This is a genomic window from Rickettsia endosymbiont of Polydrusus tereticollis, assembly GCF_964026385.1.
Taxonomy (GTDB): domain Bacteria; phylum Pseudomonadota; class Alphaproteobacteria; order Rickettsiales; family Rickettsiaceae; genus Rickettsia.
Genome location: NZ_OZ032142.1, coordinates 2118078 through 2130038, shown reverse-complemented (window position 1 = coordinate 2130038; position 11961 = coordinate 2118078). Strand labels below are relative to the sequence as shown.

Genomic DNA, 11961 nt, shown 5'->3' with positions numbered 1-11961 from the left:
AATGTAAAGGTTTTCAAGATTAGGATTTTAATATGACACAAGAAAAAAAGAAATTTGATACAGAAGTCGGTAAAATTTTAAATTTAATGATTCATTCTCTTTATAGTAATAAAGAAATTTTTATAAGGGAATTAATTTCTAACTCTTCGGACGCTTGCGATAAACTAAGATATCTATCACAAAGTAACGCTAGTTTGTTAGGGGACGATAATATTTTAAAAATCACCGTTAAAATCGATAAAGATACCGGGCAGATTATTATTCGTGATAACGGTATCGGGATGAATAAAGAGGATTTAATCGAGAACCTTGGAACTATCGCCAGATCCGGTACGGCAAATTTCCTCCACAATCTTTCCGGTGATGCTAAGAAAGATAATATGTTGATTGGGCAATTTGGCGTCGGGTTTTACTCCGGTTTTATGGTAGCGGACAAAATTACCGTTACTTCAAGAAAAGCCGGCGAAAATAACATTTATAGCTGGGAATCTGACGGACTAGGAGAGTATATTATAGCGGATTCTGATAGAGAATTTACTAGAGGTACTGAGGTAGTTTTGCATGTTAAAAAAGAAGAAGATAGCTATCTTGACCATTTCCGATTAAAACACATAGTTAAAAGCTATTCAGATCATATAGCAGTGCCGATATATTTCTTTGACGAAGCCGGTAATAACGAAATTCAGCTTAATTCTGCTTCGGCTTTATGGACTAGACCAAAATCGGAAATCACCGAAGAACAATATAAAGAATTTTATAAGACTTTATCTTACTCCTTAGATGAGCCTTGGCTTACCATGCATAATAAAAATGAAGGAGCAATAGAATTTACTAATTTGCTTTTTATTCCGTCAACCAAAACCTACGATTTATTCCATCCTGACCGCAAAAGACGAGTTAAGTTATATATCAAAAGAGTATTTATTTCCGATGAGAATATTGATTTAATTCCGTCATATTTAAGATTCTTACGGGGAGTAGTAGATTCAGAAGATTTACCGCTAAATATTAGCCGTGAATCGTTGCAGCATAATAGTACCCTTGAGAAAATTAAAAATGCTATTACTAAGCGAGTTCTTGGAGAACTTAAGAAAAAGAAAGAAACTTCTCCGGAAGAATATAGCAGTTTCTGGACTAATTTCGGTGGAGCATTAAAAGAAGGGCTTTGTGAAGCAACTACCGATCATGAAAAATTGTTAGAAGTTTGTATATTTCGAAGTGCTTTGCATAATAAAATGATTAGTTTAGACGAATATATCGCAAATTTTAAAGAAGGACAGAATACAATATATTACCTTAGCGGCGATAGCCCTAAAAAATTACTTTCAAGCCCACAAATTGAAGGGTTGTTAAGTAAAAATATCGATGTTTTACTCTTCACCGATACCGTCGATGATTTTTGGGTTAATGTTAATAATAACTATAAAGATTATGCTATTAAATCGGCTACTAGAAGTGATATAGATATTGAAAAAACAATAGGAACGGCTGAAGAAGAAAAAGATACCAAACAATCTGATGATGAGTATCAAGAATTAACTAATTATTTCAAAGAAACATTAGGGGATTTAGTAAAAGAAGTAAGAATTTCAAGAAAACTTACCTCAAGCCCTGCATGCCTTGCCGTTAGTGAGGCTGCTATGGATATACGCATGGAGAGGTTTTTAATTGAACAAAAGCAAATTCTTGCTTCTTCAGCAAAGATTTTAGAATTAAATCCTAAAAACAAAATAATAGAAAAAATCTTTAATGATTTGAAAGTGAGTAATAAAAATAACGAAGAGCTAGTTAGGCTAATATTCGATCAGGCTTGTATTTTAGAAGGCGAACCGGTAGCGGATAGCGGGGCTTTTTCAAAAAGGCTTAACGATATGCTGCAAAAGGCTATATTAAGTGAATAGGTTAATGTTATTCCCGCAAAGGTAGAGCCATTTACCGTATTATGGTTATTACAAGTATGGTGTCATACCGTGAAGTATAATGTCATACCGTGGCTTGACCACGGTATCCAGAAAAAACCTTAATAAAAAGACTGGATACCGTGGTCAAGCCACGGTATGACACCGAACGGTTTGCAAAAATTCGAGCCATGCAACAACGTCAGAGGCGTCTCGCCATGACGATTTCGGAAGCCATACAACAACACCCGCCGATACCATCAATGATCCTGATTTTTTGCTTTCCTACTTAACCAATTCTGTAAATAAGACTCAGCAAGCTTAGCATCTTCAATAACTATAACGTTTTCAGCATTTCTTGTACCAGCCGATACGGTAAAATTAAACGAGCCGGTAATGACTTTTTGTTTATCAATAATTATCACTTTATTATGAGCAATGCCGGGTACTTTATCTATGCCGACATCAATTTTTGCTCTTTGTAATTCATGTATTTTAGAAAATTTTTGCTTCAAATTGCTTCGATCGAGTAATATCCTGACTTTAACTCCTCTAGCTTGTGCCTTAATTAAAGCGTCGGTAATTAAAGGATCGCTCATACCGTATGCCTGCATGTAAATAGAGCTTTGTGCTTTATCAATTTCATTCGCTATAAATTTAGTGCAACCGGAGGGAGGCGTAAAGCAGGTATTGACTTTACTTTTTGAAATTTGTGATATTTTATAGTCTAGCGGTTTTTCATTACTTGGTTCTTGGGAATCACCGAGTAAAGTCGGCTTAACTATATTACCGGATGGAGAAAAATTAACTTGAAATAAATCGGTAAAATAATTAGGATTTTCTAAGTAAGAACCAAGAGCAATTCCTAAAATAAAGATAATTACTATTTCCGTAATTTTTCGAATATAATGCTTTTTTCTCATTAGGTTTTATAAATAATTATATTTTCCACAAAACGTAGTGTATGTAAGTAAAAGTGCACTCTATGTCATTCCCGCGAAGGCGGGAATCCAGAAAAATTATAGTCATTACTTCATTTATTTCAGAATCTATTACAAAAAGATGCGGCAAACTTGTTCAACATGACAAAGAAAAGTCTGGATTCCCGCCTCCGCGGGAATGACATAGGAGGAGAATCCAGAAAAATTCGCTTGTATCAAGCTTTATGAATGACGCTATACTTTATTTCTTACGTAACTACCGGGGGCTTCTTCAATAGTTGTTAGGTTTTTATAATCTATCGATTTTTTAAGCTCTATATTATTATTTTTTTGTAACCAATCAAGCCAATAGATCCACCAAGATCCTTTATGTTCTTTAGCTGTCATAAACCAGTCTTCGCTGCTAAGCAATAAATCATCATGAGTACGATAATTATATTTAGATGTTGCCGGAGGGTTAACTATTCCTGCTATATGCCCTGAATCCGTTAAGCAGAAAACTTTATTACCGTTTAGTAACTTCATCCCTTCATATACCGAACGCCAAGGAGCTATATGGTCATCTTTTGCGGCAATACAAAAAGAATTACAATCGATATTGCTTAAATCTATGGGCGTACCTAGTAACGACAAAGCATTCGGTTCTTTTAGTAAATTGTTAAGATACATATTGCGTAAATAATAGCTGTGCATTTTTGCCGGCAGATTAGTATGGTCGGCATTCCAATATAATAAGTCAAACGGCATCGGGTTTTTTCCAAGCAAATAATTATTTACGAAGAATGACCAAACTAAATCGTTAGCCCGCAGTAAACTAAAGCTATTCGATAAATATCGCCCGTCAAAATAGCCTTTTTGCTTCATATCTTCTTCGATATGCCCTATTGTCGATTCGTTAATAAATACGCTGACTTCACCCGGGTGAGTATAATCCAAAAGAGTAGTAAGAAAGGTAGCACTATTAACGCAATCCAATTTTTTTGATTTTAAATAGCTAAGTAAAATAGCTAAAAAAGTGCCGCCGATACAATAGCCGACAAAGTTAATTTTCTTATAGCCAAGACTCATTACATACTCACAAGGAGCAAGTAAGCCGTCCTTTAAATAATCTTCAAAAGTTTTTTCCGACATATCACTATCCGGATTAACCCAAGAAACAAGGAATACTTGAAAATTATTTTCTACTAAATATGATATTAATGAATTATGGGCAGATAAATCGAGTATATAATATTTATTGATACAGGGCGGAATAATAAATAACGGCACTGAATGAGTTTGATCTTTCGGCTCATAACAAATAAGCTGCATTAAATCATTCTGAAAAACAATTTTCCCTTTTGTCTTTGCAATATTTTTTCCTAACTGGAAAGCTGATTTATCGGTAGTTTTGATATTTAATAAGTCACCTGAATTTTTGATATCTTTCAAAAAATTCTCGAGACCTTGAACAAGATTTTGTCCGCCGCTCTCCAAAGTTTCACGTAAAACCTTAGGATTACAAAAAGCAAAATTCGATGGGGAAAATGCATCGATAAACTGCTTTGTTATAAATTCTAAATGTTGTTGTAAATTCGGTGATAATTCATATTGTCGAATATTTTTTTGTATGCATTCTGAAGACATTAAATAAAATTGTTTAACGAAATCAAAATAAGCATTATCTTGCCAAGAGGAATCTTTAAATCTTTTATCTTTATTATCAGGAGAAAATATAGGTTTTGCCGTGCTACCGACAAATTTTGCACAAGCATTAGAGGTAAGTGCTCTAAATTTCTCTACATACTCAATATTAACCTTACAAAATTTTTCCGGATTTGCCCAAAATTGTTCAACCATACTGGTGAATATTATCCTGTTTCGGTCACTATCGACTAAGCTACTCGGTATCATACTACCTTTCCCTTGCATTAACTGAAGGAGAACTTCTTGATATTTATCATTAATTTCTTTTAAATTCTTGATTATTTGCTCGCTAGGAATGTTATGCATATATTTGATTTTGTTTTACATTTGTGTTAAGTATAATGGTACCCAAAAACTAGACAAGAAAATAGAGAAAAGTAGGTATAATATCTCCTAGGAAAAGGAGCAAAAAATGAAAAAAAATGAAAAAACAAGTTAAAAAATATAGTGCAGAAGAAAAAGCAAAAATAGCAATTGAAGCAATATCTGGAGAAATGACTATAGCTCAAATTACCAGCAAATATGGTGTTCACGCTAATCAGATTTATAAATGGAAGAAAGAAGCTTTAGATTTTATGGTTTCTGGATTTAAATCGAAATCTAAACAACAAGATACCGGCCAAGAAGATTTAATTAAATCATTATTTGAGCAAATAGGCCAGTTAACAGTTGAAAGAGACTGGCTTAAAAAAAAATCTAGTATCTTTGGATTTAGAGGTTAGGAAAAAAATGATAAGTTATGCTTCAAATTTAACCATAGCAAGACAATGCAAACTTTTAGATTTAAACCGCTCAAGTTACTACTACCGAGCTAGGAATACCTTAGATGATAAGGAGTATAGAGTACTGAACAGAATTGATGAGATTTTTACAGAGCATCCCTATTATGGTACTAGAAGAATGTCTCATGTCCTAAAATCCGAAGGGTTAAATGTTAGTCGTAAGATGATAAGAAAATATTATAAAATACTTGGTATTGAAGCAGTATACCCAAAGATTAATTTAAGCCGTAGGAATCAGGCTCATAAAGTATACCCATATCTATTAAATAATATAGAGGTGGTTTGCTCCAATCAAGTTTACTGTGCAGATATTACTTACATAAGATTTAAAGCAAGGTTTTGTATATTTGGTTGCTATAATGGATTGGTATAGTCGTTATATTTTGAGTTGGCGGGTGTCGATTAGTTTAGAAAATGATTTTTGTATTGAAGCTCTAAATGAAGCAATATCTATACATGGCAAGCCTGACATTTTTAATACAGATCAAGGAGTACAATTTACATCAAAAGATTTTACTCAAATACTTGAGCAACAAGGCATAGCTATTAGTATGGACGGCAAAGGCAGAGCCTTAGATAATGTATTTATTGAACGTTTTTGGCGATCTTTGAAACAAGAGAAGATTTATCGTTTTGATCTTGAAACGGTACGTGAAGCAAAGATAGCTATCAGAGATTATATAGAATTTTATAATAAGCAAAGACCTCATCAATCGCTTGAATATAAGACACCTGAAATGATACATTTTGCAGAAAAACTAGAAAATTATCAAGAGGCTATATGACATAGAAAATGCAAACTTTACTTTGAAAAACCAATACATTAATACAGGAGAATTACACCTCTAAAATTTAAAAAATTTGTCTAGACAAAGGGTACCACCTCACTTATCCTTGAAACCATTGCTTTCACTATCGCTATCTAACCACTTTTTCTGCCCCTTATTTTTTACCACTTTACTTAATTCTATTTGTGTTAAGAATTTATTTCTTGGCATTATTTACTCGCGAATTTTTCTTATTCTATATTATTTTATAACTTGTGGGTAATTGAAAGCTTGCAGTGACGTTTACACTACAACTTTAAACTATCCCACATACTATTAACCTTGTCGATAACTTCTTGAGTCATCTCTATTTTTTCACCCCATTTTCTATTAGTCTCCGGGGATATTTTGTTAGTTGCGTCTATTCCCATCTTACTACCGAGACCGGACACGGGCGATGCGAAGTCTAAATAATCTATCGGCGAATTATCGATAAAAGTGGTATCTCGTGCCGGGTCGCTTCTGGTTGCTATTGCCCAAATTACTTCTTGCCAGTTGCGAATATTAATATCCTCATCGACGACAATAATAAATTTACTATACATGAATTGCCGCAAATATGACCAAATTCCCAGCATTATTCTTTTTGCCTGACCGGGATAGGATTTACGTATTGAAACAACAGCTACTCTATATGAACAACCTTCCGGAGGAAGCCAGAAATCAACAATTTCAGGAAATTGTTGTTGAATTAGCGGAATAAAAATCTCATTTAACGCTTCACCGAGTATTGAAGGTTCGTCAGGCGGTTTACCGGTATAAGTGCTTAAATATATAGGGTTCTTTTTCATAGTAATAGTTTTTATAGTAAATACCGGAAAATCTTCGACATCGTTATAATAACCGGTATGATCGCCAAACGGTCCTTCCGGCAAATATTCATCAAGACTTACATAACCCTCAATAATAATTTCACTATGAGTCGGTACTTTTAAAGCAATATTTTTACAATTTACTAATTCTATTTTTTGATTGCCAAGCAAGCCGGCAAAATTATATTCAGAAATATTTTCCGGTAGCGGCATAACGGCAGCCAACGTTACTGCAGGATTTGCCCCTATAACTATCGCAGCAGGAAACGGTTCTTTTTTGCTCTCTTTCCAACGTTTATGATGTTCTGCCCCACCTCGAAGCTTTAGCCAACGCATTAATAGCTTATTAGGAGCTATTACTTGCATCCGATATATACCGAGATTATAATTATCTACTTTATCTTCACTAGGTCCTTTAGTTACCACAATCGACCAAGTAATTAAAGGTGAAGCGTCAAGAGGCCAACATTTTTGAATCGGTAATATATTAATATCCGGCTGCTCAATAACGATTTCTTGACATTCGGCTTTTGAAACAGTTTTTGGTGACATAGCAAATATTCGCTTAGCCAGCGGTAGCATTGAAAAGGTTTCTTTAAGAGATGCAGGAGGTTCGGGTTGTTTGAGGAATGCTAATAATTTGCCAAATTCTCTAAGTTCTGTAGGGCTGTTTAATTTTAGCCCCATGCTAATACGCTCTAAGCTAGCATATAGATTAGTTAAAACAGGAAAAGAGGACTTTGTGCCGTCACATTTTATGACATTTTCAAAAAGTAATGCCGGACCGCCTTGGGCAAGCGATCTTCTGCTAATTTCCGTAATCTCTAAATCAGCTTGAACTTCGATAGATATACGTTTCAACTGACCGTTTTTTTCTAGAAATTCTAAAAATTGCGGTAAATCCCGAAAGCTCATAAAATACTCAAAATTTGATGTCATTCCCGCAAAAGCGAGGCGTTGTTGCATGGCTCTAAAAAAGTGCTGTATGTCATTCCCGCGAAGGCGGGAATCCAGAAAAAACACTTAAAATAAGCAAAATTATATAAAATTTTACTATATAATTCGCTTAAATATTCTCTGGATTCCCGCCTTCGCGGGAATGACATAGAACATGCTTAACCTATCCACGCAACAACGCTTAAGTAACACTCTTACGTAAAAATAAATATAACCCTATTACTATAGCAACAAATATATTAAGATAACAAGGAAAGATAAAACTTAAATCCTTAGAAGCAAAATTTTGAAGAGTAAAATGTAGAGAAGTAACGGCTAACACCGAAAGAGCCGCAAGTAAAATCGGCATTAATGTGGATTTTCTACTGTAAGGATATTTAAAAAAAACAGCCAAAGCCAAAAAAGTCAAGGCAAAATTATATAGCGGCCACAGCAATCTTTGATGCCCTTCAGCAATTAATTTAATTTTCTTCTGCGTCAGAAGTTCAGTATCCGGCTGTAATAATTCTTTAATATAATACTCGTTAATATCTCGGTTATGTTTATTTCTTTCGTGAGCTAGAGGGTTATCGCTACTTAGCCTTACTATCAATGCGTTAAATGACAATTGAGTTAAATTACCGTTATTATCGTATATTTGTCTTATTCCTTTATCTAATTCAAATACCGGATCGTTATCATATATACTTAATGTACCTGACTCGGCAAATAATATAGAAGGATTTTCAAGGTTTCGGCTATCGAAAACTATTAAGCCGGACATAACGTTATTAGCTAATTTTTTATCAATATAAATAGTAATGTCTTTTGATATTTTATTAAAAATTTTTTCCTCTATCATATTGGAAATATAGTTATTTTTTATAAAACTTAAGCGGGATTTTAAATTTATATAAGATAAAGGCATGGCAGTAGAAGATAGATAGTAAGCAAATAACGTTACTATAAGTGCAATATATAAAGCAGGTTTAGCTAACTGCAGGTTATTTACGCCCGAGGCTTGCAATATGATTAACTGCCTGGCTGTTTTTAAATCGTTATACGTATAAATAACGGCAATAACGGTTATTATCGGCAATAAAACAAATAATAAGGAAGGCAATACTAGGATTATCAAATTAAAAAAATCGGTGATTTTTATACCTTTATCAAAGAGATATAAAAGCTTTAATATTTGGGTGATCCATACCAAACTAGTTACCGAAAAAGTAACCGTGACAAGCAACGGAAAGATACTTCTTATAAAATATTTTTGATATAATAACATTGATAATTTATTGTAAATACAGTTTTATGTTATTTCTAGTCCTTCCTTACTTCCTTTATGCTATTCCTACTGCCCTTTATGTCATTCCTGCGAAGGCAGGAATCCAGTCTTTATCATGCTGAACTTGTATCAGCATCTAATTTAAAGGATATCCTGAAATAAATTCAGGATGACTATTATTTTTCTGGATTCCCGCCTTCGCGGGAATGACATTAAGCCACAAAATCAAAATCTTTGCCTGCTTCTATATATTCCCTAATTCGGCTCATTAGATTTTGAAAATATGTAAGATTATGCCAAGTCATGAGCATAGAGCCTAGTATTTCGCCGACCTTAACCAAATGATGTAAATACGCTTTAGTATAATTTGTGCAAGCGGGGCAAGAACAATCAAATTCTAAAGGCTCGTTATCGTCGGCATATTTACTATTACGGATATTAACAGTACCGTATTTAGTGAAAGCTTGACCGTTCCGCCCCGACCTTGTCGGAATCACGCAGTCAAACATATCTATACCTCTCTCAACCGCACCGATAATATCAAGAGGCTTACCCACACCCATTAAATAGCGAGGTTTGTTTTGGGGCAATAAGTCAGGTGCATAGTCTAGCACTTTAAACATTAATTCCTGCCCTTCACCGACGGCAAGACCGCCGATAGCATAGCCTTCAAAATCCAAATCTACTAAATCTTTTGCCGATTCTGCACGTAATTCTTCATAAATTCCTCCTTGCATAATCCCAAATTGACCGTAGCCGGCACGTTTTACAAAAGCTTCTCGTGACCTATACGCCCATCTAGTCGTTAACTGCATAGAGGTTTTGGCTTGCTCAAATGTTGCCGGATAAGGTGTGCATTCATCAAACGCCATTGTAATAGTGCTGCCGAGCAAATGCTGTATTTCGGTGGAACGTTCCGGAGTTAGCATATATTTATCACCGTTAATATGCGAGTTAAAAGCTACGCCTTCTTCAGATATCTTACGCAATTTTGCTAGAGACATTACTTGAAAACCGCCGGAATCGGTTAATATCGGTTTACCCCAGTTCATAAATTTATGAAGACCGCCAAGGCGAGCTATACGCTCGCTACTTGGTTGCAGCATTAAATGGTAAGTATTGCCTAGTATCACGTCCGCACCCGTTTCGGCTACCGACTCCGGCAGCATTGCCTTAACCGTTCCCCTGGTACCTACCGGCATAACCCGGATATTGCATGAAGTGAGATTTAAAGTAAGAAATTGAGTAATTTATAATATTAGCAATGATACTTTTGTAAAAATTTTGCCAAAAAGTGCTTTGAAGCCGTTATTTTCAAATTTTAGATGTAATGCCCCTTACCCCATTTTTTCTAAGCACCGGGAACAGTGCTAATCTAGGTTATTCTAATGCTAATTTCTTCATCACATGATTCCATACCTGTCGGTAAGGATATGATGAAGATAACAAAAACTTAATACGCCTAGTATTACGGATAATTACTACCCCAATTTTTAATAATTTTAAACGTATTGTACCTATTTGTGCTTTTGCTAATGCACTACCTTGTAATAAATTACCTCTGATATATTCTACTAAAGTGTATGCAAGACCCGATAAAATCATTCTGAGCTGATTAGCCCACCATCTATGACAAGAAGTACGATCTGCAAATAATTCTAGTTGTTGCTCTTTTATACGGTTTTCCATATCACCACGACCACAGTAAACTTTGTCGTATAAATCTTCAGGTTTATCTGATAAATTAGTTACTATATACCTTGGATTTTCTCCAAGCATTGTCATTTCTGCCTTACCAATTATTCTACGTTCATGACTCCAACTACCAGCCTTATATGGAAACTCACTAAAAAGACGTTGCTTTTCTTGGGTTATAATAAATGCTGCTTTTGACTTCTCCATTGTAGGTTTCAGTAACTCATTTAGTCTGTTATTTTGGGGCATTCCTACAATATATTTTATATTATGAATATCACACCAATCAAACATCTGATGACGACAAAATCCACTATCACCACGAAAAATAATCTTTACCTCTGGCCAAGCTTGGCGAAAACGTTTTACTAACAATGATAATATTGCCCAAGAATGTTTTGCTTGATCCTGCTTTGACGTCCTAAGATAACTAACTAACAGATGCTTTCCACAAAAAACATACAAAGGTAAAAAGCAATTATGACCGTAATAACCATGATAAAACTTACCTTCCTGTTGCCCATGAATTTCATCATCCGTAGCATCAAAATCAAGTATTAGCTGCTTTGGTACTATTTTATGAGACTTAATAAATTTATCAAGCATTAGTTCATGCACTTTAATTGCAAAGTGTCTATCAGCATTGTTTTCTATACGACATAAGGTAGAACTACTTGCCATATCATCAATTGTTTCCATAGCTGTTTGCATAGCAGGACATTTTCGTAGATAATTGTGGTCATTTAAATCTTCATAACCTAATGCAATACCATAAATTCGTTGCCTCAGCATTGTTGCCATATTATGGGTAATTTTACTACCATCTCGTCTATCAGGAAATATTTTAGCAAGCTCCTCTGTTATACCAAGCCTTTTATCTGCTTCTCTTAATAACAACACACCTCCATCGCTACTAATATCACCTCCAGTGAAATTTATCTCTATTGTCCGATTTTTTACTTTGGAAAACTGGTAACTATATGCTATACAATTTGTCATGACAAAATCCTTTGTATTATTCTAATGAAATACCAGTATTATACAGCTTTACGAGGATTTTGTCTCCTATATCTCATGCAATATCCGGGATAAAGGC

9 protein-coding genes and 1 pseudogene are annotated in these 11961 nt (G+C 34.5%); 4 read left to right on the top strand and 6 right to left on the bottom strand.

Annotated elements, in window-relative coordinates; translation table 11 throughout:
* Window positions 1-32: 32 nt before the first annotated feature.
* Window positions 33-1901 (top strand): molecular chaperone HtpG, encoded by a 1869-nt coding sequence (gene htpG / locus AAGD48_RS10370; RefSeq protein WP_341789922.1) that lies wholly within the window; start codon window positions 33-35, stop codon window positions 1899-1901.
* Between the two features lie 257 nt (window positions 1902-2158).
* Here htpG and AAGD48_RS10365 read toward each other — a convergent pair whose 3' ends face one another.
* Together AAGD48_RS10365 and AAGD48_RS10360 are read right to left on the bottom strand one after the other, a co-directional pair.
* Window positions 2159-2821 carry a phospholipase D family protein gene (locus AAGD48_RS10365; RefSeq protein WP_341789921.1) on the bottom strand — a complete coding sequence of 221 codons (663 nt, stop codon included), beginning with the start codon at window positions 2819-2821 and terminating at the stop codon, window positions 2159-2161.
* A 252-nt stretch (window positions 2822-3073) separates the two neighbouring features.
* A complete protein-coding gene (locus AAGD48_RS10360) occupies window positions 3074-4831 on the bottom strand; it encodes a class I poly(R)-hydroxyalkanoic acid synthase (protein ID WP_341789920.1) in 1758 nt (585 codons plus the stop codon).
* A 116-nt stretch (window positions 4832-4947) separates the two neighbouring features.
* Between AAGD48_RS10360 and AAGD48_RS10355 the strand changes: the two genes are divergently transcribed.
* Genes AAGD48_RS10355 through AAGD48_RS10345 form a run of 3 tightly spaced genes read left to right on the top strand, consistent with a single transcriptional unit; the run spans window position 4948 to window position 6092 of the window.
* Entirely contained in the window at window positions 4948-5247 is a 300-nt protein-coding gene (locus AAGD48_RS10355) for a transposase (protein WP_045812944.1), read from the top strand.
* Window positions 5248-5254: 7 nt separating this feature from the next.
* Window positions 5255-5680, top strand: a complete 426-nt coding sequence (locus AAGD48_RS10350) for an IS3 family transposase (RefSeq protein WP_341789919.1) — start codon at window positions 5255-5257, stop codon at window positions 5678-5680.
* Window positions 5655-6092 (top strand): integrase core domain-containing protein, encoded by a 438-nt coding sequence (locus AAGD48_RS10345; RefSeq protein WP_341789918.1) that lies wholly within the window; start codon window positions 5655-5657, stop codon window positions 6090-6092. Before AAGD48_RS10350 ends, AAGD48_RS10345 begins: the two co-directional genes overlap by 26 nt.
* A gap of 290 nt (window positions 6093-6382) precedes the next feature.
* Here AAGD48_RS10345 and AAGD48_RS10340 read toward each other — a convergent pair whose 3' ends face one another.
* From AAGD48_RS10340 to AAGD48_RS10325, 4 genes and pseudogenes are all read right to left on the bottom strand, one after another.
* Complete coding sequence (locus AAGD48_RS10340) at window positions 6383-7861, bottom strand: UbiD family decarboxylase (RefSeq protein ID WP_341790796.1); 1479 nt, start codon at window positions 7859-7861, stop codon at window positions 6383-6385.
* Between the two features lie 223 nt (window positions 7862-8084).
* The gene (locus AAGD48_RS10335) at window positions 8085-9170 is read right to left on the bottom strand and encodes an LptF/LptG family permease (protein WP_341789917.1); all 1086 of its coding nucleotides are present in this window, start codon (window positions 9168-9170) and stop codon (window positions 8085-8087) included.
* A 212-nt stretch (window positions 9171-9382) separates the two neighbouring features.
* Window positions 9383-10372 (bottom strand): annotated as a pseudogene (gene tgt / locus AAGD48_RS10330) (tRNA guanosine(34) transglycosylase Tgt); the annotation flags it as partial.
* A 178-nt stretch (window positions 10373-10550) separates the two neighbouring features.
* Window positions 10551-11864: an IS1380 family transposase gene (locus AAGD48_RS10325; RefSeq protein WP_341789277.1), complete on the bottom strand. Its 1314-nt coding sequence runs from the start codon at window positions 11862-11864 to the stop codon at window positions 10551-10553.
* Between the last annotated feature and the right edge of the window lie 97 nt (window positions 11865-11961).

Bases quoted from the DNA above. Each gene is read 5' to 3' on its own strand.
- htpG (WP_341789922.1), top strand. From the start codon at position 33: ATGACACAAGAAAAAAAGAAATTTGATACAGAAGTCGGTAAAATTTTA.
- AAGD48_RS10355 (WP_045812944.1), top strand. From the start codon at position 4,948: ATGAAAAAACAAGTTAAAAAATATAGTGCAGAAGAAAAAGCAAAAATA.
- AAGD48_RS10350 (WP_341789919.1), top strand. From the start codon at position 5,255: ATGATAAGTTATGCTTCAAATTTAACCATAGCAAGACAATGCAAACTT.
- AAGD48_RS10325 (WP_341789277.1), bottom strand. From the start codon at position 11,864: ATGACAAATTGTATAGCATATAGTTACCAGTTTTCCAAAGTAAAAAAT.
- AAGD48_RS10360 (WP_341789920.1), bottom strand. From the start codon at position 4,831: ATGCATAACATTCCTAGCGAGCAAATAATCAAGAATTTAAAAGAAATT.
- AAGD48_RS10335 (WP_341789917.1), bottom strand. From the start codon at position 9,170: ATGTTATTATATCAAAAATATTTTATAAGAAGTATCTTTCCGTTGCTT.
- AAGD48_RS10365 (WP_341789921.1), bottom strand. From the start codon at position 2,821: ATGAGAAAAAAGCATTATATTCGAAAAATTACGGAAATAGTAATTATC.
- AAGD48_RS10340 (WP_341790796.1), bottom strand. From the start codon at position 7,861: ATGAGCTTTCGGGATTTACCGCAATTTTTAGAATTTCTAGAAAAAAAC.